The sequence below is a fragment of the Acinetobacter sp. ANC 4216 genome (genome assembly GCF_004331195.1).
In the GTDB taxonomy this organism is placed as follows: Bacteria; Pseudomonadota; Gammaproteobacteria; order Pseudomonadales; family Moraxellaceae; genus Acinetobacter; species Acinetobacter kookii.
On sequence record NZ_SJOC01000022.1, the window covers coordinates 1 to 21,898 of the forward strand.

General features: G+C 42.1%; 23 protein-coding genes. 17 read left to right on the top strand and 6 right to left on the bottom strand.

The features are described 5' to 3' along the window. Positions 1–107, bottom strand: a 107-nt coding sequence (locus E0H88_RS14610) for a DUF4372 domain-containing protein (protein ID WP_004958461.1), incomplete at its 3' end; no start/stop codon positions are given. A gap of 260 nt (positions 108–367) precedes the next feature. Here E0H88_RS14610 and E0H88_RS14615 point away from each other — a divergent pair. The 5 genes from E0H88_RS14615 to E0H88_RS14635 all read left to right on the top strand — a co-directional run bounded on the left by E0H88_RS14615 (position 368) and on the right by E0H88_RS14635 (position 4,526). Beyond that, complete coding sequence (locus tag E0H88_RS14615) at positions 368–805, top strand: glycine zipper domain-containing protein (protein ID WP_092818291.1); 438 nt, start codon at positions 368–370, stop codon at positions 803–805. Positions 806–999: 194 nt separating this feature from the next. Further along, positions 1,000–1,506, top strand: coding sequence for a hypothetical protein (locus E0H88_RS14620; RefSeq protein WP_092818292.1), 507 nt, complete (start codon positions 1,000–1,002; stop codon positions 1,504–1,506). A gap of 161 nt (positions 1,507–1,667) precedes the next feature. Continuing rightward, positions 1,668–2,669, top strand: a complete 1,002-nt coding sequence (locus E0H88_RS14625) for an LLM class flavin-dependent oxidoreductase (RefSeq protein ID WP_131274765.1) — start codon at positions 1,668–1,670, stop codon at positions 2,667–2,669. A gap of 351 nt (positions 2,670–3,020) precedes the next feature. Continuing rightward, positions 3,021–3,950: a ferritin-like domain-containing protein gene (locus E0H88_RS14630; RefSeq protein WP_131274767.1), complete on the top strand. Its 930-nt coding sequence runs from the start codon at positions 3,021–3,023 to the stop codon at positions 3,948–3,950. 21 nt (positions 3,951–3,971) lie between these two features. After that, positions 3,972–4,526, top strand: coding sequence for an NAD(P)/FAD-dependent oxidoreductase (locus E0H88_RS14635; RefSeq protein ID WP_131274769.1), 555 nt, complete (start codon positions 3,972–3,974; stop codon positions 4,524–4,526). Between the two features lie 45 nt (positions 4,527–4,571). On the opposite strand, the gene E0H88_RS14640 is transcribed toward E0H88_RS14635, so the two are convergent. Together E0H88_RS14640 and ppsR are read right to left on the bottom strand one after the other, a co-directional pair. Then, positions 4,572–5,342 (bottom strand): hypothetical protein, encoded by a 771-nt coding sequence (locus tag E0H88_RS14640; protein WP_131274770.1) that lies wholly within the window; start codon positions 5,340–5,342, stop codon positions 4,572–4,574. Between the two features lie 67 nt (positions 5,343–5,409). After that, the gene (ppsR, locus tag E0H88_RS14645; protein ID WP_092818297.1) at positions 5,410–6,246 is read right to left on the bottom strand and encodes a posphoenolpyruvate synthetase regulatory kinase/phosphorylase PpsR; all 837 of its coding nucleotides are present in this window, start codon (positions 6,244–6,246) and stop codon (positions 5,410–5,412) included. 153 nt (positions 6,247–6,399) lie between these two features. Here ppsR and ppsA point away from each other — a divergent pair, with 153 nt between their 5' ends. The 12 genes from ppsA (at position 6,400) to alr (ending at position 19,674) form a co-directional block, all read left to right on the top strand. Next, a complete protein-coding gene (gene ppsA / locus E0H88_RS14650) occupies positions 6,400–8,778 on the top strand; it encodes a phosphoenolpyruvate synthase (RefSeq protein ID WP_086197274.1) in 2,379 nt (792 codons plus the stop codon). 88 nt (positions 8,779–8,866) lie between these two features. Beyond that, entirely contained in the window at positions 8,867–9,637 is a 771-nt protein-coding gene (locus tag E0H88_RS14655; protein ID WP_131274772.1) for an RDD family protein, read from the top strand. Positions 9,638–9,955: 318 nt separating this feature from the next. Further along, on the top strand, positions 9,956–11,026 hold the full coding sequence (gene cyoA / locus E0H88_RS14660; RefSeq protein ID WP_131274775.1) for a ubiquinol oxidase subunit II: 1,071 nt from the start codon (positions 9,956–9,958) through the stop codon (positions 11,024–11,026). 3 nt (positions 11,027–11,029) lie between these two features. Continuing rightward, on the top strand, positions 11,030–13,018 hold the full coding sequence (gene cyoB, locus E0H88_RS14665; protein ID WP_131274777.1) for a cytochrome o ubiquinol oxidase subunit I: 1,989 nt from the start codon (positions 11,030–11,032) through the stop codon (positions 13,016–13,018). 4 nt (positions 13,019–13,022) lie between these two features. Continuing rightward, on the top strand, positions 13,023–13,643 hold the full coding sequence (cyoC, locus tag E0H88_RS14670) for a cytochrome o ubiquinol oxidase subunit III (RefSeq protein ID WP_092818301.1): 621 nt from the start codon (positions 13,023–13,025) through the stop codon (positions 13,641–13,643). After that, positions 13,643–13,969, top strand: a complete 327-nt coding sequence (locus E0H88_RS14675; RefSeq protein ID WP_086197269.1) for a cytochrome o ubiquinol oxidase subunit IV — start codon at positions 13,643–13,645, stop codon at positions 13,967–13,969. Before cyoC ends, E0H88_RS14675 begins: the two co-directional genes overlap by 1 nt. Before the next feature lie 10 nt (positions 13,970–13,979). Continuing rightward, positions 13,980–14,858 (top strand): heme o synthase, encoded by an 879-nt coding sequence (cyoE, locus tag E0H88_RS14680; protein ID WP_092818302.1) that lies wholly within the window; start codon positions 13,980–13,982, stop codon positions 14,856–14,858. A gap of 313 nt (positions 14,859–15,171) precedes the next feature. Next, positions 15,172–15,558: a 30S ribosomal protein S6 gene (gene rpsF / locus E0H88_RS14685; protein WP_092818303.1), complete on the top strand. Its 387-nt coding sequence runs from the start codon at positions 15,172–15,174 to the stop codon at positions 15,556–15,558. Positions 15,559–15,569: 11 nt separating this feature from the next. Further along, positions 15,570–15,797 (top strand): 30S ribosomal protein S18, encoded by a 228-nt coding sequence (gene rpsR / locus E0H88_RS14690; RefSeq protein WP_004719336.1) that lies wholly within the window; start codon positions 15,570–15,572, stop codon positions 15,795–15,797. Positions 15,798–15,806: 9 nt separating this feature from the next. Next, positions 15,807–16,253: a 50S ribosomal protein L9 gene (rplI, locus tag E0H88_RS14695; RefSeq protein WP_086200293.1), complete on the top strand. Its 447-nt coding sequence runs from the start codon at positions 15,807–15,809 to the stop codon at positions 16,251–16,253. 258 nt (positions 16,254–16,511) lie between these two features. Then, a complete protein-coding gene (gene dnaB, locus E0H88_RS14700; protein ID WP_092818304.1) occupies positions 16,512–17,957 on the top strand; it encodes a replicative DNA helicase in 1,446 nt (481 codons plus the stop codon). 652 nt (positions 17,958–18,609) lie between these two features. Next, positions 18,610–19,674: an alanine racemase gene (gene alr / locus E0H88_RS14705; protein WP_131274779.1), complete on the top strand. Its 1,065-nt coding sequence runs from the start codon at positions 18,610–18,612 to the stop codon at positions 19,672–19,674. A 65-nt stretch (positions 19,675–19,739) separates the two neighbouring features. On the opposite strand, the gene E0H88_RS14710 is transcribed toward alr, so the two are convergent. From E0H88_RS14710 to E0H88_RS14720, 3 genes are read right to left on the bottom strand one after another with little or no spacing between them, the layout of a single operon-like run. Continuing rightward, complete coding sequence (locus E0H88_RS14710) at positions 19,740–20,480, bottom strand: proteasome-type protease (RefSeq protein WP_092818306.1); 741 nt, start codon at positions 20,478–20,480, stop codon at positions 19,740–19,742. Between the two features lie 27 nt (positions 20,481–20,507). Then, complete coding sequence (locus tag E0H88_RS14715; RefSeq protein WP_131274781.1) at positions 20,508–21,287, bottom strand: transglutaminase family protein; 780 nt, start codon at positions 21,285–21,287, stop codon at positions 20,508–20,510. Further along, on the bottom strand, positions 21,284–21,886 hold the full coding sequence (locus E0H88_RS14720) for an alpha-E domain-containing protein (RefSeq protein ID WP_131274783.1): 603 nt from the start codon (positions 21,884–21,886) through the stop codon (positions 21,284–21,286). The genes E0H88_RS14715 and E0H88_RS14720 overlap by 4 nt, the downstream gene beginning before the upstream one ends. Between the last annotated feature and the right edge of the window lie 12 nt (positions 21,887–21,898).

A 21,898-nucleotide genomic window follows, 5' to 3' on the forward strand; every position in this document is an offset into this window, starting at 1 on the left:
GCTGATCTTAATTTTTGCCCAGAGTGGTGCAGTTTAGCCAGACGTTCAAAATCTTGTCTTAAAATGGGTTTGAGTAATTGATGAAATACGGTATTCTGATGTGACAAAACCTGAGTCCTTTATAGTTAAAGTGTTTGTTTGCACTCATATTTTAACTATTTAGACTCAGGTTTTTTTATTTAAAGCAAACTATGGGACAGTAGTGCCTTCGGGTGCTTTTTTACTTTTATTTGCCTTATCCGCTGTTAATTATGAATAAATTTGGCAGAAAAAAACACACACCTTTAACACGCCATTCATCTTCAATGCCAGGCCTTGTTCTATTCTTATTTCAAGAGATAACAAAAGCTTTCCACTGGAGTTTACCATGAAATTTAATTCAGTTTTATTTGCTACAGTCATTGCTACTTCTGCTATTGCGACCACAAGCACTTATGCAGGCAATACGACCAATGTCGCTTTAACTTCTGCACTTGGTAGTGTTGTAGGAACGGCGGTAGGTAAACAAATGGGCGGTAACACTGGTGCAATGATTGGTTCTGTCATTGGTGGTGCGGGCGGTGCTGCGGTTTCAGCAAATAAACGTGACCGTACTGGCGCTGCAATCGGGGCTGGTTTAGGTGGTGTAGGCGGTTATACTCTCGGTAAAAACATGGGTGGTTCTACGGGTGGCTATATCGGTTCTGCCTTAGGTGCTGCAGGTGGATCGGTACTGGGTAAAAAAGTTTCAGAAGACCGCCGTTATGATGACCGTTATGACCGCCGTTATAATAGCTATGACAACCGTCGTTACAGTCGTCGTTAATTCGCCATGAATGATCGGACTCTTTAAAGCACCTTCGGGTGCTTTTTATTATTCATCATGGTAATTCATATTAATTATGAACAAATCTGGAAGATAAAAAATACAAATAATCAACAACTCATCCATTTTCATTTCTAAATCTTTGCTTACATTTAACTCAAGAAATAACAAAAGCCTCCAAAAGGAGTTTTGCCATGAAATTTAATTCCATCATTCTCGCTGCTGTAGTGACTTCATCTGCTTTAACCATGACTACAGCCTATGCAGGCAATACAACAAATACGGCCTTAACTTCTGCCCTAGGCGGTGTTGTAGGTGCCGCAGTGGGTAAACAAATGGGTGGTACCACTGGCGCAATGATCGGTTCTGCAATTGGTGGTGGTGCAGGCGCAGGTGTGGCTGCCAACAAACGTGACCGTACGGGTGCCGTAATTGGCGGAGCTTTGGGCGGTGCTGGCGGTTATACCGTAGGTAAAAATATGGGTGGTACCAACGGCGGCTATATCGGTGCCGGATTAGGTTCTGCCGGTGGTGCAGTACTGGGTAAAAAGGTAAGCGAAGACCGTCGCTACGATGACCGTTATGATCGTGATGAGCGTCGTTATAATGATCGCTATGATCGCCGTTATGACAGCTACCGTTACAGTGACCGCCACGACAATGGCCGTCACTTAGGATGGTACAAAAACGGTAAACGTTAATTCATCGCGATATCAATTGACATTAAAGCACCTTCGGGTGCTTTTTTCATACTTGCACTTCACATACACATATTTACACAACATTTATATCGAAAAAAAACGATATACAAATCCGGTCAGGCAACGTATGCTTTTCTTTGCCTTGATATCAGAGAAAACAAATGCGTTCTTTAAAAGATACCCAATTTTCAATTCTCGAACTTGCTCCTGTTCGGGATGATAAAAGCATTCAATTTTCACTCCATCATGCATTGGCACTGGCACAAAAAGCGGAACAGTTAGGTTATCGCCGCTTGTGGCTGGCAGAACATCATAATATGGATGGTATTGCCAGTTCAGCCACTGCCGTATTACTGGGTTATATCCTTGCCAATACCCACACTTTAACGGTGGGTTCAGGCGGCATCATGTTACCGAACCACGCACCTCTGGTGGTTGCAGAACAATTTGGTACCTTGGCTACCCTTTATCCGAATCGTGTTGAACTCGGTCTGGGACGTGCGCCAGGTACCGACCAGGTCACCATGCGTGCCTTGCGTCGTGGTCGCCAGGAAACTGAAGACCAGTTTCCGCAAGATGTGCTGGAAATTCTGCAATATTTTAAAGCACCTGTTCCACATCAACGTATCGTTGCCACGCCTGGACAGAATACGCATGTTCCCGTCTGGTTACTCGGTTCAAGCTTATTCAGTGCACAGCTGGCTGCAAAATTGGGACTTCCCTATTCTTTTGCGTCACATTTTGCACCGCGTATGCTGGATCAGGCTATCAAGCTTTATCGGGAAAACTTTGAACCCTCTGAATATCTGGATCGACCTTATGTTTCCATGGGTGTTCCTACGGTGGTGGCCCAAACAGATGAAGAAGCTGAATATCTGGCAACCAGTGCCTACCAGCGTGTTTTGGGCTTAATGCGCGGACAAAGCCTGAAACTGAAAGCACCAGTTAAAACCATGGAAGGACTTTGGTCACCCGCAGAAAAAATGTCGGTCGATAATTTCTATGCCATGGCACAAATTGGCTCTCCTGAAACGGTCAAAGCCGGTTTAGAAAAGCTGTTAGAGAAATATAATGTAGATGAATTTATCTTTACCTGTGACATCTATGACACAGATAAAAGAATTGAAAACTTTGAATTATTGATGAATATTAAAAATTCTTAATACTTTCTTAGATGAGCATTTAAAATAGCATCTTATTGAGGTGCTATTTTTATCTCCACTGCCCATTCTGTTTATCATTTACTCGGCTTTTGCCGACAAGATAAAACTGCACTTACGCGCTTGGTTCGCATAGACATCATTATATAAAGACAATACATTTTAATGATAAGATCTGGCCCCTAATGATACGTCTTTATTTTTATTATCAAATAGTTGAACAAATTAACTCAATAAATCAGCAGCGTAAATAATTAACAAAAATGCTCATATTATTTTAAGCACTTAGGCAAATTACATTGCCAGTCTTTCTCATACACTTGTAGCGAAATAATGATTTTACAGGTGTGCAGGATGGCTTCAATCGACTTGGAAAAAATGCTGGATAAAGTCAAAAATACCCAATGGACTTTATCTGATATTGACTGGGATGCCCCAGGAAAGGAATTGATCACCGCTGAACAATGGCCAAATCTTAAAGAATTTATGGCCGATTTAATGTGGATTGAGCATGTCGGTGCACGCGCATTTGCAGCAATGTCAAAAAAGGCGCCCAATCTTGTATTGGCAGAAATGTATGCCATTTTTCATGCTGAAGAACAACGGCATGCCAACGCAGAAATGGCACTCATGAAACGCCGGGACATGCTCGAACATGACATACCCAAGCCCAATAAAAATCTGCGTCTGATTATTCAATGGCTAGATCGCTATGCAGATGATATGCCCTTCTATATCTTGGGTGCCGTCATTCCAATGCTGGAAGTTGCCCTGGATGGCGCTTTATGTACTTTTTTGCTGGACAGCGTCGATGATCCGGTTTGTCACCAGGCATTTAAATTGATCAATGGCGATGAAGCACGTCATCTTGGTGTGGGTTTTAGTGTCATGGAAGCCCAAGGCTATAATAAAACCTTGATTCAACTTGCCCAGATGGCTGCCCGAGCCATAGACCCTCGCATACTGCTCGGTATTTTGGCTTATTTACCGCTCATCAATAAAATGCGTGACAATGTGATCAAACTCGGGCTTGCAGAAGAAAAACTCTATGCCGCAATGAGCAAATTTTCCAGAATTGGCGGCCGAACTGCTGCGGGTCGCCGTAATCCCTGGTATCAGATTATCCAGTTCCATGCCTACAAGGTAATCGACCGCAAACAGAAATGGTTTCATATTCCTGTTGATGCCATGGTGACGATGACTGACAAGATTCCAGAAAAATCTTTACCTAAAGTTCCATCTTGGATATACCAGTTAACTACAGAACCAACTGCAACAAAGTAAAAAATAAGAAAGGATATAAAAATGGTTAACAAGAAAAAGAATCCACAGGATGGGTTCTTTCAGAATTCACCCGATTTTTTTCAGAAATTTCAGGGAAAAATCGTCGCTTCTGAAGATATTAAAAACTTTGATTTTACAGATTTAAATGTGGCTGTGGTTGGGGGCAATCAAATGACAGTCATGCACCTGGAACAGATCTGTAATACTGCAAAATTTGTAAAAGTATTTCAAATTACGCCACTTTTTATCTTGCCTCAAACTGAAAAAGGCATTCACAAACTGCTTTCGCATCCTTTAATTATTAAAAATCGCCGCTTATTTAATACCCGCATCAAATCTTTACTGGCTATTCGCTATCTGGAGTCGCAAGTTCAGGATACCTGGTTAAAACGCCAGCTGATGCCCAACTCAGCATCTGGGAACAAGGTTTTTCTGAAATCGGATCGTTATTACACTGCGCTGCAACGGGATAATTGCAAGCTGATTACCTGGCCTGTGGTAAAAATCACTGAACATGCTGTACAAAGCATGGAAGGTGTTGAACATCTAGTGGATGTCATCATTACTACCTATTGAGGGTGGCAATATAAAAAGAGGCATATCAGCCTCTTTTCATTCTGTTTATTTTACTATGCCAATGTATTGATAATGATTTTTAGTCTTTTGATAACGCAAATAACTGGATGTTAATTCACCAGATGGCTTAATGACTAAAATATCAATATTTTTAAGATCATTCGCAACACGAATATAGTGCCGGTTCATATCGAAAGGCTGAATATGCTTCGGATAATAATTGCAGTCATAATCGACATCGATATGGTTCATGGTTTGAGTTCTGGTTTTAAACACATCGGCAGCTTGATATTTCGCATTTCTAATTTGTGCCGCCTGAATATCGTATGCACCTACACAACTGCTGCCAATGTAGGTACTTGAAATAAAATAAGTGAGGACTTTATTCAGCTCGGTTTGCTGAATGGATCGTATAAATCCTCCATTATTGACTGCCTGAGTAACGACTTTATTGCCCTGTTTAAACTGCACGTAGGATTCAAATTCACGCATCGTACCGCCAGATGAAATATCAAATGTATAAAATTTCAGCTTTCGGTCAGGGCTATAATTCACAAAAATCATGTTTTTGCTGGTTAATTTTTTAAAATCATAAGTAAAACTTTGCGGATTCTGTTCAATAAATGCAGCCATTTTCGAAGCCACTTCCTGATTCACAGCCTCCATTTCATAGCGATCAGTTAAACGGATTTGATCATATCGCTTGACCATTTGGGTTTCAAAATCAGCCACAGATTCCGCCAAAGCATGAGTATTGATCAGACTGAATACAATAAAACCAAGAGCAATTTTATTTATTTTTAATAGTTTATTCATATAATTAAGCTCTTTATTTTCGATTATAAAAAATGGAGTTAAATTGGTATTTAACTCCATTTTCAAATTAGCCAATACGACGTTTTAAACCTGTCATCTGTAAGACACGGGTTGAAATTTCTTCAATCGACATTTCAGAAACGTTCAGATATTTAATCCCTTCTGAAATATAAATGCCTTCTACGGCACGCAATTCCATTTGGCATTGATTAAAACTTGCATAACGGCTATTGGCTTTACGTTCGCTCCGAATCGCTACAAGTCGGTCTGCATCAATCATCAAGCCAAACAGCTTATGCTTGTGTGCCTTTAATACTGCAGGTAAACGGTTATCATCCAGGTCTTCTTCGGTCAGCGGATAATTTGCCACACGAATTCCAAACTGTAATGACAGATAAATTGAAGTCGGTGTTTTACCAGAACGGGAAACCCCAATCAGGATCAGATCGGCCTTGTCATAATGACGCGTGCGTGCGCCATCATCGTTATCCAAGGCAAAATGTACCGCATCAATACGTGCTTTATAAGACTCAGAATCGGTCACGGCATGGGTTTGTCCGACTAAAGTCGTAGGCGCAGTACCCAAAACTTCCGACAATTTACCAATAAGACCTTCAAAAACATCAAGATTTACTGCATTTGCGGTATTGATAATATCACGCACATACGGGTCTACTAGGGTATCAAACACCAAAGGTTGTTGCCCGTCCTGATCGGCACGCTGGTTGATTTCAGCCACCACATTCATCGCAGCTTCTTCTGAGGTGATATAAGGAATAATATGAATGTCAAAATCTACATGAGGAAACTGTGCTAACAGTGAATGTCCAAGAGTTTCAGCAGTAATTGCAGTCCCATCGGAGATAAAAAACACACTGCGCTTAATCTGTTTACCTTCTGACATTAAAATTCTCCTTAAATATTTGTCTAAGTGCTGTAAAATCTTTATAGTAAACCGATCTTACATGAGTGTCGCCGAGTAAATCAAAAAGCTGGGCGATTTGTTATAATTTCATGCCAAGATAGTGATTAATACTGCATAAGTGGAGTAACAACTTTGGAAGCGCGCGTAATTGGTCTAGAAAAATTAGGGAAACACGACGTTGAACTCGTTGGTGGGAAAAACTCATCACTGGGTGAAATGATCAGCCATTTGTCTAATGCTGGTGTATCAGTACCGGGTGGTTTTGCAACCACAGCTGCTGCGTATCGTGAATTCCTCGAGCAAAGTGGCCTAAACGCTAAAATCAACGCCGAGCTTGCAGCGCTTAATGTTGATGACGTAAAAGCTCTGGCAGAAACAGGCGCAAAAATCCGTCAATGGATTGTCGAAACTCCGCTTACAGCAGAACTCGAAAAGGAAATTCGCGAATCTTTCGCTGCTCTTTCAAACGGCAACCCTGACATCGCGGTTGCCGTTCGTTCATCTGCAACAGCAGAAGACTTACCAGATGCATCATTTGCAGGACAACAAGAAACCTTCCTGAACATCCGTGGCATCGACAACGTTCTTGTCGCCATTAAGGAAGTATTTGCTTCACTTTATAACGACCGCGCAATTTCTTACCGTGTACACCAAAACTTTGCTCACGACATCGTAGCGTTGTCAGCTGGCGTGCAACGCATGGTCCGCTCTGAAACTGGTGCAGCTGGTGTAATGTTCACACTGGACACAGAATCTGGTTTCCGTGATGCAGTGTTTATTACCGCTTCTTATGGCTTGGGTGAAATGGTCGTTCAAGGTGCAGTTAACCCTGACGAATTCTATATTTCCAAACCGCTTCTTAAAAACGGCAAACATTCTATCCTGCGCCGCAACCTGGGCTCTAAACACCAAAAAATGATTTATGGTGAAGAAGGTGCAGCAGGCAAATCTGTCGTTGTTGTCGATGTTGAAAAACAAGAGCGTCAACAATTTGCTTTAAATGATCATGAACTGCAAGAACTTGCAAAACAGGCTTTGATCATTGAAGAACATTACGGTGCTCCAATGGACATTGAATGGGCCAAAGATGGTGATGACGGTCAGCTTTATATCGTTCAGGCACGTCCAGAAACCGTAAAAAGCCGTGAAAATGTCGGCACTATGGAACGCTACCTGTTAAAACAAAAAGGGACTGTAGTCTGTGAAGGCCGTTCAATCGGTCAACGTATCGGTTCTGGTAAAGTCCGCATCGTCACTTCGATTAAAGAAATGGACAAAGTACAAGACGGTGACGTGCTTGTATCTGACATGACTGACCCGGATTGGGAACCAGTGATGAAACGTGCTGCTGCTATTGTCACCAACCGTGGTGGTCGTACTTGTCACGCTGCCATCATTGCACGTGAACTTGGTGTTCCAGCGATTGTAGGTTGTGGTAATGCAACTGAAGTTCTCACCGATGGTCAAGAAGTAACTGTTTCTTGTGCTGAAGGTGACACAGGCTTTATCTATGAAGGTGCTTTAGATTTCGAAGTTCAACGTAACTCTATCGAATCTATGCCTGCGCTTCCATTTAAAGTCATGATGAACGTAGGTAACCCTGACCGTGCATTTGATTTTGCGCAAATTCCAAACGCAGGTATTGGTCTGGCACGTCTTGAATTCATCATCAACCGTATGATTGGCGTGCATCCTAAAGCATTACTCAACATTGACAGCCTTCCACGCGAAACTCGCGCTGCTGTAATGGCACGTACTGCAGGTTATGCTTCTCCAATCGAATTCTATGTCGAGAAACTGGTTGAAGGTATTTCTACCCTTGCTGCTGCATTCGCTGACAAACCAGTCATCGTGCGTATGTCTGACTTTAAGTCAAACGAATATGCCAACCTGATCGGTGGTAAGTTATATGAGCCGGAAGAAGAAAACCCAATGCTTGGTTTCCGTGGTGCAAGCCGCTACGTTTCTGACAACTTCCGTGACTGCTTCGAACTTGAATGCCGTGCATTGAAAAAAGTTCGTGACGAAATGGGCTTAACCAACATTCAAATCATGATTCCATTCGTACGTACAGTAAACGAAGCGAAACGTGTCATTGAATTATTGGCATTGAATGGTCTGAAACGTGGCGAGAATGGTCTGAAAGTGATCATGATGTGCGAATTGCCAACCAATGCATTGTTAGCGGAACAGTTCCTTGAGCACTTCGATGGTTTCTCTATCGGTTCTAACGACCTGACTCAGTTAACATTGGGTCTAGACCGTGACTCTGGTATCGTTTCTCACCTGTTTGATGAACGTGACCCAGCGGTTAAAGCGCTTCTTTCTATGGCGATTCATGCATGCCGTAAAGCAGGCAAATATGTAGGTATTTGTGGTCAAGGTCCTTCTGATCACCCTGACCTGGCTAAATGGTTGATGGAACAAGGTATTGAGTCTGTTTCTTTAAACCCGGACTCCGTTTTAGACACTTGGTTCTTCCTTGCAGAAGAAAAAGCTCAACAAGCGTAATAAAACATGTTAAAAAAGACCCATTCGTGGGTCTTTTTTTTCTTCTGCGATTTTTTGTATTTTAGATTTATTTTGAGAATTGAGTTTTATGCAAATTTACTTGGCGAGAAATAATCAACAAGCCGGTCCTTACACCTTAGAGCAGCTTAATCAAATGCTCGCTAGCCAACAAGTGCTGCTAACAGATTTGGCCTGGCATCAAGGTATGACCGAATGGAAGGCTTTAGGTGAATTAACCCAAGGTAAACTTGTATATACACCTGAAGGCTATATCGCACCTGCGGCTTTTCCAGAACCTAGCCCTGTACAGAATTCAGCTATTCGTAAAGTTCAGGTGGAAAAAAAAGCAACTGCCCGACAGGAGTTGGCTGCAATTCCAACCCGTATTTTGGCAAAAATCATTGACTTGCTACTCTGGCTACCTGCAGCCGCAATTCCGTCATTTTTCCTAAAACCGGAGCAATTTAACCAGTTATCCGAGATTCAGCAAAAAATGCAATCGGCCGAGACTTCCACTCAAGCCATGCAATTGCAACAGGAATTATTTACCCTTATACCTTCTGAAGCCTGGCAGACCATGTTTATTTACCTCATTATTATGCTAGGTATACAGGCATTTATGTTGGCAAAATCCGGGCAAAGCATCGGTAAAAAACTGACCAAAATTAAAATTGTAGATGCCGATAATGGTGAAAAAGTCAGCCTGATGCGTGCTTTCACTTTACGTAGCTTTATTTTTATCGTTTTAAATTTGCTATTTATGCCATTTATTACAATTATTGATCATGTTTTTGCACTGGGCGAAAAGCGCCAGACCTTACATGATAAGTTAGCCAAAACCAAAGTGGTTAAACAATAAGCATATAATTAGACAGGGATTGTTTTTATATCCCTGTTTTTCCGCAGAATATTGATATTAAAATAAAATTCATATAATAAAAGCTTAATTCCGAGTAAAAAAATCAGTTTTTATAACAGATATTTAAAGCCACTTTACATATAGCTTAGTTTGTCGATATCAGGCATAATGCCCTACAACGTAGCGGTGCCTCATGATTGGGAAGGCTTTACTGTGCTTGGATTTTCTAAGTGAAAAATAAACATTTCCAATCATGCGACACTTTAATCGCTATCCCATATTAAATTAGGGAATGGGACTCTTCACCGAGGTTGTAAAATGAGACAAACAATTTTAGCTGTATTGTCTTTATCTGCGATGGCTGCACTCTTGACTGGGTGTGGTGGTGATTTAGTACTTCTGAACTCCAAAGGTCCAGTTGCTGAAGGTCAATCAAACCTCATGTTGACTGCGATTTACTTAATGCTATTGGTGGTTATTCCATCAGCGATTATGGCATTATGGTTCGGATGGAAATATCGCGCGTCGAATAAAGATGCAGACTATAAACCTACATGGGCACACTCTACTGCAATTGAAATTGTAGTCTGGGGTATTCCTGTTATTATTATTGGTATTTTAGCTTGGTTAACTTGGTGGGGTTCCCACAAGTATGACCCATACCGTCCGCTAGAATCAGATAAAGCACCTTTAAACGTTCAGGTTATTGCTGAACAGTTTAAATGGATTTTTATCTATCCAGAACAAAACATTGCGACTGTTAACGAAATTCGTTTCCCAGAAAAAACTCCGGTTAGCCTGCGTTTAACTTCTAACTTCACAATGAACTCGTTCTTTATCCCTGCATTGTCTGGTCAGATTTATGCTATGGCGGGTATGCAAACTCACCTGAACTTCTTGGCAAATGAAACCAGTCCTGCTGAAGGCTACCGCGGTTTCTCTTCTAACTATTCAGGTTATGGTTTCTCGCAAATGCGTTTCCGTGCACACTCTGTGACTGATGCTCAGTTTGCTGAATGGGTGGCTGCAGTTAAAGCTGGTAATGGTAATACCATTAATCCTCAAGCTGTTCAAAAAACAGTTTTAGACCAGGCTGAATTTGCAACCCTACGTGACGGTAACCGTTCTAAGTACCAAATCGAAGCAATCGTTGCGAATGCCCAAACTCCTGAAGAGAAGGCTGCTGCTGAAGCGTTGAAGCCTTATCCGACTAAGCCACATCCAGTGACTTATTATTCTTCAGTAGAACCTAAACTGTTCGAATCTGTGATTAACAAATACATGAGTAATTACCACGGTGCTGATCACTCGGCAACTGCTGGTCATGAAGCTGCTGCTTCTGAAGCTCATGCAAATGTTGAACATGCGACTGCTTCTGTAGAGGAATAAGACATGAGCTTCTTAGGTAAGTTAGGTCCGGATGCAATCCCTCACGATCCAATCGTGTTGGTGACAGTTGCCATGATGGTCCTAGGCGGTCTTGCAATGGTTGCAGGTATCACCTATTTCAAAAAATGGGGCTATTTGTGGAACGAATGGTTCACATCTGTAGACCATAAAAAAATTGGTATCATGTATATCCTCGTGTCGATTGTCATGCTTGTGCGTGGCTTTGCCGATGCGATCATGATGCGTCTTCAGCAGTTCCTTGCAAAAGGTGGTGGTGAAGGTTACTTACACCCTGAACATTACGATCAGATCTTTACTGCGCATGGCGTAATCATGATCTTCTTCGTAGCGATGGGTCTTGTCGTTGGCTTAATGAACATTTCTGTACCACTTCAAATTGGTGCACGTGACGTTGCCTTCCCGTTATTAAACTCTTTAAGTTTCTGGCTGTTTGCCGGTGCTGCGGGTCTAATGATGGTATCTCTTGCTTTAGGTGAGTTCGCTGCAACAGGCTGGATGGCTTATCCTCCTCTTTCAGGTATCGAATATTCTCCTGGCGTAGGTGTAGACTACTACATTTGGGCACTTCAGGTTTCAGGTCTGGGTACGCTTTTAACGGGTGTTAACTTCTTCGTTACCATCATTAAAATGCGTGCGCCTGGCATGACCCTTATGGATATGCCTATTTTCACTTGGACATCTTTGGTCACTGTTGTACTTATCATTGCGACTTTCCCAGTATTGACTGCGACTCTTGCAATGTTGACACTTGACCGTTACTTCGACTTCCACTTCTTTACAAATGACTTGGGTGGTAGCCCAATGTTATATGTAAACTTGATCTGGACTTGGGGTCATCCGGAAGTATACATCCTGGTATTACCAGCTTTTGGTATTTACTCGGAAGTTACTGCCGTATTCTGCCGCAAAGCTTTGTTCGGTTACAAATCAATGGTGTACGCTACTGTAGCAATTGGTGTTTTATCACTTGTTGTTTGGGTTCACCACTTCTTTACCATGGGTGCAGGTGCCAACGTTAACGCGTTCTTCGGTATCATGACCATGATTATTGCGATCCCGACTGGTGTGAAAATCTTCTCTTGGTTATTCACCATGTACAAGGGCCGCATTACCTATACAACCCCAATGCTTTGGACACTTGGCTTCCTTGTGACTTTCGGTATCGGTGGTTTAACAGGCGTATTGATGGCAGTTCCACCAGCGGACTTCCTGGTACACAACTCTTTATTCCTTATCGCTCACTTCCATAACGTAATTATTGGTGGTGTAGTATTTGCGATGTTCGCAGGTATCATTTTCTACTGGCCTAAAATGTTTGGCTGGCAGTTAAATGAAGCTTGGGGTAAAGCAGCGTTCTGGTTCTGGTTCATCGGTTTCTATTTTGCGTTCATGCCACTTTATATCCTTGGTTTCATGGGTATGACTCGTCGTTTGAATACATTTGACAACCCTGAATGGGATCCATATGTAAATATTGCTATGTTCGGTGCGGTTCTGATTGCACTTGGTATTGCATGTTTCGTTATGCAAATCGTAGTTGGTTTCTTGCAACGCGAGAAAAACATGGACGTTACTGGCGATATCTGGGATGGCCGTACGCTTGAATGGTCTACTTCATCTCCTGCTCCGTTCTATAACTTTGCTTATATTCCAAAGATCAATGGTATTGATACTTTCTGGACTGACAAAGAAAACGGTATTGCATACGCTAAACCAACCAAGTATGAAGACATTCATATGCCAACCAACCGTGCGGCTGGTTTTGTTATCGCAATGTTCATTACTGTTATGGGCTTTGCTTTAATCTGGCACATCTGGTGGTTAGTAGCGATTACATTCGTTTCTGCGATCATTAGCTTCATCGTGTCTTCTTTCACGAAGAAAGTGGACTACTATGTCCCTGCTGCTGAAGTTGAACGCATCGAAAACGAACGTTATGCACAACTTGAAAAACACTTGAAGAAGGACTAAGACTATGGCTGAAGTACTTCATCACGATAACCACGGACATGATGAACATCATCATCACGATGATACTGACATCACGGTCTTTGGTTTCTGGTCTTACTTGATGAGTGACTTGATCCTATTCGGTACACTCTTCATCGCGTTTGCTGTATTAAGCAGTCACGTTCCAGTTGGTACTCCAAGTGCACGAGATCTTTTTGGTGAATCTCTCGGTTTCGTATTAACTGAAACATTCGCTCTCTTGATTTCGTCTGTAACGTTCGGCTTTGCTGTTCTTGCTGCCTACAAGAAAGACGTATCTAAAGTTCTGACTTGGCTTGCAATTACTTGGGTATTTGGTGCTGCCTTCATCGGCATGGAATTATATGAGTTCAATCATTTAGTTCATGCTGGTCACGGTCCTAGCACAAGTGCATTCTTATCTGCGTTCTTTACGCTGGTAGGTACACACGGTATTCACGTAACTTCTGGTTTGGTATGGATGATCGTGTTAATGGTTCAAATCAAGAAATATGGTTTGACACTTCCAAACACTCGTCGTCTTGCATGCTTAAGCTTGTTCTGGCACTTCCTTGACATCGTTTGGATCTGTGTATTCAGCGTAGTTTACTTGATGGGAGTTCTCTAATGAGTCACGATCACAATTCAGCTGGTGCAGCACACGGTAACGTTAAGCAATATACTGTTGGCTTTATCCTATCTATCATCCTGACCATCATTCCTTTCGGAATGGTGATGGCTGGTGGTTTTGGCCGCGGTATCTTGATTACCGTGATTGCGATTACTGCAGTTGCTCAGATTCTTGTACAGTTAATTTATTTCCTGCACATGAACTCTTCTTCAGAGCAACGCTGGAACGTTATTGCATTCGTTTATACGATTCTGACCATTGCCATCCTTCTGGTTGGTTCTGTATGGATCATGAACTACCTTCACTACAACATGATGATCTAAACTGGTTGTCATGCTGAAAAAGTATTTATTCCTGACTAAACCAGGAATTCTCTTTGGTAACTTCGTTACCACTTTGGGTGGCTACTTTGTAGCTGCCCAAGGTTCTGTAGATTTCCTTCTTCTTCTCATTACCCTTCTCGGTACCACTTTAGTAGTGGCATCAGGTTGTGTGGTCAATAACGTCATTGACCAGGACATCGACCAAAAGATGCAACGTACGCAAAATCGTGCGATGGTAAAAAAATCAGTTTCCGTTCCTGTTGCCTTGGTTTATTCCCTGGTACTCGGAGTCACCGGTTTTAGCATCTTGTGGTTTTGGGTAAATGCGTACGCTTTTTTATTCGCTGTTATTGGTTTTGTCGTATATGTTGGTTTTTACAGCTTATGGACAAAACGGACAACCATTCACCAAACCATTGTCGGTAGTATTTCTGGTGCGGCTCCACCTGTGATTGGTTATACCGCTGTTGCAAACCAGTTTGACATGGGTGCCTTACTTATTTTTCTTGGGTATGCACTTTGGCAAATGCCTCACTCTTGGGGAATTGCAGTTTACCGCTTTGAAGATTACAAAAATGCAGGGATTCCAATTTTACCTGTAGCACGTTCAATTCATCGTACCAAGATCGAGTCGCTCATCTACGTTGTATTGTTCTGTATCACCATGAATGGATTATTTGTTTATGGTTATACCAATTGGATTTATGTGGTCGTACTGAACCTTTTGTGTCTGTACTGGGTGTATTTGAGTATTCAAGGCTTTAAAGCTGAAAATGATCAGTTATGGGCAAAGCAATATTTCATGTTCTCTGTCAAATTAATCACCGTCATCAGCCTTTTGTTTAGCTTCACTTCAACAGCACCACAATTACCCATCATATTTTTTTAAAAGATAGAGTCCTGCTCTATCTTTTAATTAGATATGCCATCCGCTTTTTTCATTTTCCTTGTCATGCCTTGCTTACTTCCTTATTTTCATAAACAAACTTTTAGTAAGTGATTACCTTTTCATTCTTCATGACCAGCAAAATCTAGCCCAGCACTATTTTCAGTATTTTTGCTTTTTACTCTTCCCAAACCTTGTATTTAACATGCAAAGGCTCTAAAATTCACGCTTCGCAATTTATGCGACACAACTTTGGTTGTGACTCCTTGCCTCTGCTTTTATTGGCAGAGGCTGTATAAACCGTAAGGAGCTGACAATGCGTCACTACGAAATCGTACTTTTGGTACATCCAGACCAAAGCGATCAAGTTGTGGGTATGGTAGAACGTTACCTAACTCACATCAAAGAAGCTGAAGGTCAAATTCACCGTTTAGAAGATTGGGGCCGTCGTCAATTGGCTTACCCAATTAACAAAATTCACAAAGCTCACTACATTTTAATGAACGTTGAATGTGGTCAAGCTACGCTTAATGAATTAGAAGAATTGTTCCGTTATAACGACGCAATCCTTCGTAATGTTATTATTCGTCGTGAAAACGCAATCACTGAAGAGTCTTTACTTGCTAAGAGTGCTGAAGAAAAACGTGCGCGTAAAGCTCAACGTGAAGAAGCACAACAAGCTCAAGACTCTGCTGAAGCATAAGGAGAACATCAATGGCACGTTTTTACCGTCGTCGCAAGTTCTGCCGCTTTACAGCTGAGAACGTTACGTACATCGACTACAAAGATATCGATACTTTGAAACAGTACATCACTGAAAACGGCAAGATTGTTCCTAGCCGTATTACAGGTACTAAAGCTCGTTACCAACGTCAATTGGCGCTTGCTATCAAACAAGCTCGCTACTTAGCGTTGATCCCTTACACTGACAATCATAAGTGAGGTTGAGCTGTGGATATTATCTTATTACAACGCATTAAAAACCTTGGTAAATTAGGCGATAAAGTATCAGTTAAAGCTGGTTACGGCCGTAACTTCCTTATCCCTCAAGGTAAAGCAGTTGCAGCAACCGAAGCAAACACTGCTGCTTTTGAAGCTCGTCGTGCTGAACTTGAGAAAGCTGAAGCTGACGTTTTAGCTGCTGCTCAAGCACGTGCTGACCAATTGAACGAAGTGAATATCGTAATCACTGCGAAAGCTGGTGACGAAGGTAAACTATTCGGTTCTATCGGTACTCGTGACATCGCTGACGCTTTAACCAATGCTGGTCTTACTGTTGACCGTGCAGAAGTTCGTTTACCAAATGGTGCGCTTCGTAACACTGGTGAATTCAACATCGCAATCCAATTGCATCATGATGTTGTTGCTGAAGTTCTCGTTACTATCGTATCTGAGTAATTTTCTGCAAGAAAAAGGGCATGCTTTTGCATGCTCTTTTTTTATCTCTAAAAACAGTCAAAATAGTTGAATTTACGTATATAGACCTTGTTCAGTTCATTTATTTTGACTGTTTTTAATGACTTAAATAAATGAAATTTTCGATTCGCATTTTTTTTAAGAGCGCGTATCATCTGCTTATACGAAGATAATACCTTTTTTATTCTTCGGCACTTTTTTCAAATTACTCATTTATTGCATTTAAAATTAGGGTTTTATATGTCACAGGCGAATGCCAGCGCTATGCTTAACTCAGCGAAAGTAGATAATAAAGCAAATGAGTCAGGCCAACTTAAAGAGTTTCGTACTCCTCCGCACAACTTGGCAATTGAACAAGCCGTTCTTGCCGCGCTGATGACGGTCGCCGAATCTTTTGAGCAAGTCGGTGATGTATTAAATGAAAATGATTTCTATGCCACACGTCATAAATATATTTTCCGTGCCATTGAAAAACTAGCCCAGGAAAACTCGCCTTATGATGCAGTTTTGGTCAATGACTGGCTGATCAAACAGAATCTGCTCGAGGCTGTGGGTGGCGAAGAATATTTAATGCAGCTGATGGCAGACTCCCCTTCCAGTTTTTATAACCTGGAAACCTACGGCAATAAAATTAAAGAATTTTCAACCTTACGCAGCATGATCAAGGTGAGTTCTGAAATTCTACAGAACGCGTATGACACCAAGGGTCGTACGGTCAGTGAAATTCTGGATTTAGCTGAAACCAATATCTTCTCCATTGCTGAACAGCATAACAACAATGCCAAAGCCCAAGGTCCAAAACCGATCAATGCGGTAGTCGCCGATGTTTTTGACAAGTTGAATGAACTTTCCCAAATGGAAGGCAACATTACCGGTTTAACATCAGGTTTCGTGGAACTGGATAACAAAACTTCAGGCATGCAAGCTGGAGATTTGATTATTGTGGCTGCACGTCCATCCATGGGTAAAACCACCTTCGCCATGAACCTGGTCGAAAGTGTGCTGTTTAACTGTGACTTGCCTGCCCTGGTTTTCTCTATGGAGATGCCCGCAGATTCGATTGCCATGCGTCTGATCTCTGCTTACGGTAAAGTCCATCAGGGTCATCTGCGTGCCGGCAAACTGGATGGTGATGAATGGTCCAAAGTCACTGGCACTATTTTACAGCTACAGGAAAAGCATTTGTACATTGATGATTCTTCCGCTCTTCCACCAACCGAAGTCCGGGCACGGGCACGTCGTATTGCCAAACAGCATGGGGGGAAAATTGGCTGTATCATGGTCGACTATTTACAGCTGATGAAAGTACCGGGCATGGGCGATAACCGTGTTGGCGAGATTTCGGAAATTTCCCGCAGCTTAAAAGCCTTGGCTAAAGAGATGAACTGCCCTGTGATTGCACTTTCCCAGCTGAACCGCTCACTGGAGAACCGTCCAAACAAGCGTCCAGTGATGTCCGATTTGCGTGAATCCGGTGCGATCGAGCAGGATGCCGACTTGATCATGTTCATTTACCGCGACGAAGTGTATAACAAGGAATCTAAAGAAGCCGGTACTGCCGAAATTATTATCGGCAAGCAGCGTAATGGTCCAATCGGTACGGTACGTCTGGCTTTCGAAGGCCAATACACGCGCTTTAGCAATCTCTCGCCTGAGTTCTATGCCCAGTATGATGATGAAGAATAAGCCATAAAAAACGAGGTGCTGACCCACTGCTGTCCCATAGTTAAATTGCAGGTGTTAGATTTGTGAGTGTGGCAAGGATGCCACACATTCCCCCATCACGACAGGACGTCGTGTATGGGGAATAAAGACTTTTCTTGCGAACTCAAGATATATTTTGAGTTCTCATTTTAGTCTGTCAAAAGTACGGTTCAGCCTACACAAAGTGACTTAAACTTTTAAAGAAAAGATAAGGCTGTGAAAAAATTAAATATAAACGAATATCAAGTGCTTAAATGTAAAATATTATCATGTTGATTTGGTGCGGAAATAAAATTTAAATTATGGGACAGCAGTGGGTGCTGACCTCGTTTTTTACTCTTTGGCCTATACTCCCCCCGCATTTTTTTAAAGTTCACTTAATCGCGCTATTGCTTTAATTCATCACCGCTTAATATTGCATAAATTTTTTCTGTCTAAAATTTGGTGAAAAATACACTTTAACTTAGTGTTTATTTTCAGTCAGAGGACTACAATACCCTTCTTCATTTTGTTTAAGTTCCTCATTTTCAAGACTGAGGAATGAGCATATCTATAATATTCTTACGTAGCTTATAAGCAATTTGATCTCATAAATTGCTGTAATGTTTTATTGTAACCCCAAGGAGTAACGAGGGTGCGCCAAGCAACAGTTTATATTGATAGAGAAGCCCTTCAATATAATTTAAACCGTGTCAAACAACTTGCACCAACTGCCCAAATTGTCAGTATGGTTAAAGCCAATGCTTATGGACATGGAGTCAAAGACTGTTTAGCAGCCTTAGGTGAAACGGACGCTTTTGGTGTCGCCTGCCTGGAAGAAGCCTTAGAAATTCGTGAACTTGGCTATCAACAACCGATTACCCTGATTGAAGGCATTTTTTCGGAAGATGAAATGCAAGTGGTAATAGAGAACAATATTGAATGTGTGGTTCATCATCAGCAGCAATTAGACTGGTTACGTGCACACAAAGCAGCCTACATTGGCAAAAACTTAAAAGTTTGGGTCAAACTCAACAGCGGCATGAACCGCTTGGGTTTTAAGGTACCTGAAATCATTGAAGTGATTAATTCGCTTAAAGCTGAAGGTTTTAGCTGTGTACTGGCCATGCACTTTGCCAATGCCGATGCCGAACATCCTTTAAATGAACAGCAAAAAAATCAGTTCCTGCAAGTAAAACAAGCCTGCGCCCCCGTGATGGGCTCTTGCTGCAATTCGGCTGCCATTTATAAATGGCCTGAATTGAATTTCGATTTTGTCCGTCCAGGGATCATGCTTTATGGTGCATCGCCATTTGCAGATCAATCTGTCCATGATTTAGACCTTAAACCGGTGATGACTTTTACGGCCGAGATTATTGCCCTAAACCATATTCAGGCAGGTGAACATGTCGGTTATGGATCCACCTTTACCGCTGACCAAGACATGGATCTCGCTATTGTTTCAATTGGTTACGGAGATGGCTACCCTCGCGCCTTCCCTAAACAAAATTACGTGGCAATTAACGGTCAAGCGACCCGTGTGATTGGCCGCGTCGCCATGGACATGATTGCCATTGATGTAACCGGTATAAATGCGCCACTTGGAACTGAAGTTGAGCTATGGGGTAAAAACCGCCTGGTGGATGATGTTGCCGAAGCCAATGGCACCATTGGCTATGAACTGCTATGTCGTTTAAGTGCCCGTCCTATAAGAAAATAATATTTAAATTCAGAATAAAAAACCCAAGCTTGTACTTGGGTTTTTTACAATCTCATAACTGTTTATTACTCTAGATAATCATCAGTCGGGATGGGCAATTCTTGCAAGCCACGGCGCAAAGTATCTGACCACTGTTTACTGAGCTTCCAGAAATAGGGATCTTCCTCATAAATTCGTTTGCCATTTGGAATATGTAAAGAATCTTTTTTATACACCACCGTATCAAGCGGCATCCCCACAGAAACATTGGAACGCAAAGTAGAATCAAAAGAAATTAAACAGCAGCGTACAGCTTCATCCAGAGGCATTTCATAAATTAAGGCCCGGTCGAGTATGGGCTTGCCATATTTACTTTCGCCAATCTGAAAATAAGGGGTATCTTCTGTGGCACAAATAAAATTGCCTTGCGGATAAATATTATACAGCTGCATTTCTGCCCCCTGAATTTGCCCGCCCAGCAAAATGCTGCAGTAATAATTACTTTGTTCATGCGTGTGAGCATCTTCAACCACATCAGCAATCACTTTTTTCAGGGTATGCCCCACCAGTTCGGCCATTTCAAACATGGTGTTGACACTATATAGGTTCGGTTCCTGCTTAAGTTCCAGATGGTTGTTTAAATGACCAATGACTGCTTGGGTTGTGGCTAAATTCCCTGATGTCTGAATCGTTAAAAACCGTTCGCCTTCTATACCAAAAATATAAAGCTTGCGAAATACCGATATGTGATCCACCCCGGCATTGGTACGGGTATCACTGACAAAAACCAGGCCGTCTTTTAACCGTAGCGCACAACAATAAGTCATGAGAAACTCCTTATGACTTTAAAATTTTCAGCAAGCGAGCACTTGAACGATAGAATTCATGGATTCAACACCTCCACGCTCCCGTATTCCTCGCACTGGCGCAACATCCCAGTAATCACGACCTATGGCGACATATATATGTGCATTAGGCGTAAATAACTGGTTGCTGGTATCAAAACAATACCACGAATTTTCAAAAAAAACCTCTGCCCAAGCGTGACTGGCAAGATGAGAGGTATGGGGTACAAATAAATACCCGGATACATAACGTGCCGGCAGGCCTAAATATTTACACATGGCAATAAAGACATGGCTATGGTCCTGACATACCCCTTGCCGGCATTGAAAAGCCTCCATTGCAGAGGTGTGCACCGAAGTACGGTCAGGTGTATAGGGAACATAATTCAGGATGGCCTCGGACAGTACTATCAGGTTAGCCCGATTGATACGGGGAACATAGCAATCTGCAAAACTTTTCATCTCTGCATTGCACAGCGTACTTGATGTCGGTTGCAAAAATATTTGCGGATTGAGCTCCGTACCAATTCCAAATTGCGTATCAGGATTAATCTCGACAATGCCCTGCGCCATGATGGTCATTTGGCTGTAGGGCTGTCGCTGCGAACTGGTAATCCAGATGTTGTTAAAGGCATCGTTTTTTGTTTCCTTAAGCCCGGGCACACTGACATCCCAACAATGGACCTGCTGATGGGCATTGCTGCCTGGCATCATTTTAATGTACTGGATACTGTTGCAAGCCGGATCACTATATTGATAATGCGTTTGGTGATTGATCATCAGCTTCATACATCCACCTCAAACAGGTTTTGAATATGATCACTAAAATGATAAAAATTCATACTATCCGGGCTTAATTTAAGCTGCTGCCAGGCCTCATCCAGCTTATCCCAGCCAATCTGCGCCAGTAGGTCAACAATTTGATCGATATTGTCCAAAATCGCGCTCTGGTCCTGTTTTAGACGGATTTGCCGGTCCAGCTGCTCAATATTCTGTCCCAGGCTAAAAAACAGGAACACATCTTCCGATTCAGCCTCGACAACATCATGGCAATCTGCCGCCACGTCACAAATATAGCTCGCATTCGCATGGGCATTTTTAATCAGCTGATTTAATTCTGCATAGGCTTTTGCTGAAAGTACACCACGCAAGTCCTGTATGTTGTCTTTGGCATGTTGAAATTGTTGATGAAAAGACGATGGCTGTTCAGCATCCAGCAATAATGCATTGAGTGAACTTGCATCAAAAGCAGGCAAGCAAAAAGCATGGGCATATTGCAAAGCATCCTGATCTTCCACAAACGGAAACTGGCTACAGGTATATTGAATCCGGGCTAAATACCGACCTAACCAAAAAATATGCTGAGCATTGCTATTTAATAAAATCATAATTTCCTTCCC

Excerpts from the sequence above, each read along its gene's own strand:
- E0H88_RS14655 (WP_131274772.1), top strand. The coding sequence starts at position 8,867 with ATGCAAATTTACTTGGCGAGAAATAATCAACAAGCCGGTCCTTACACC.
- cyoA (WP_131274775.1), top strand. The coding sequence starts at position 9,956 with ATGAGACAAACAATTTTAGCTGTATTGTCTTTATCTGCGATGGCTGCA.
- E0H88_RS14625 (WP_131274765.1), top strand. The coding sequence starts at position 1,668 with ATGCGTTCTTTAAAAGATACCCAATTTTCAATTCTCGAACTTGCTCCT.
- dnaB (WP_092818304.1), top strand. The coding sequence starts at position 16,512 with ATGTCACAGGCGAATGCCAGCGCTATGCTTAACTCAGCGAAAGTAGAT.
- cyoB (WP_131274777.1), top strand. The coding sequence starts at position 11,030 with ATGAGCTTCTTAGGTAAGTTAGGTCCGGATGCAATCCCTCACGATCCA.
- E0H88_RS14715 (WP_131274781.1), bottom strand. The coding sequence starts at position 21,287 with ATGAAGCTGATGATCAATCACCAAACGCATTATCAATATAGTGATCCG.
- cyoC (WP_092818301.1), top strand. The coding sequence starts at position 13,023 with ATGGCTGAAGTACTTCATCACGATAACCACGGACATGATGAACATCAT.
- E0H88_RS14635 (WP_131274769.1), top strand. The coding sequence starts at position 3,972 with ATGGTTAACAAGAAAAAGAATCCACAGGATGGGTTCTTTCAGAATTCA.
- E0H88_RS14710 (WP_092818306.1), bottom strand. The coding sequence starts at position 20,480 with ATGACTTATTGTTGTGCGCTACGGTTAAAAGACGGCCTGGTTTTTGTC.
- ppsR (WP_092818297.1), bottom strand. The coding sequence starts at position 6,246 with ATGTCAGAAGGTAAACAGATTAAGCGCAGTGTGTTTTTTATCTCCGAT.
- rpsF (WP_092818303.1), top strand. The coding sequence starts at position 15,172 with ATGCGTCACTACGAAATCGTACTTTTGGTACATCCAGACCAAAGCGAT.
- E0H88_RS14640 (WP_131274770.1), bottom strand. The coding sequence starts at position 5,342 with ATGAATAAACTATTAAAAATAAATAAAATTGCTCTTGGTTTTATTGTA.
- cyoE (WP_092818302.1), top strand. The coding sequence starts at position 13,980 with ATGCTGAAAAAGTATTTATTCCTGACTAAACCAGGAATTCTCTTTGGT.
- E0H88_RS14720 (WP_131274783.1), bottom strand. The coding sequence starts at position 21,886 with ATGATTTTATTAAATAGCAATGCTCAGCATATTTTTTGGTTAGGTCGG.
- E0H88_RS14615 (WP_092818291.1), top strand. The coding sequence starts at position 368 with ATGAAATTTAATTCAGTTTTATTTGCTACAGTCATTGCTACTTCTGCT.
- E0H88_RS14630 (WP_131274767.1), top strand. The coding sequence starts at position 3,021 with ATGGCTTCAATCGACTTGGAAAAAATGCTGGATAAAGTCAAAAATACC.
- E0H88_RS14620 (WP_092818292.1), top strand. The coding sequence starts at position 1,000 with ATGAAATTTAATTCCATCATTCTCGCTGCTGTAGTGACTTCATCTGCT.
- rpsR (WP_004719336.1), top strand. The coding sequence starts at position 15,570 with ATGGCACGTTTTTACCGTCGTCGCAAGTTCTGCCGCTTTACAGCTGAG.
- E0H88_RS14675 (WP_086197269.1), top strand. The coding sequence starts at position 13,643 with ATGAGTCACGATCACAATTCAGCTGGTGCAGCACACGGTAACGTTAAG.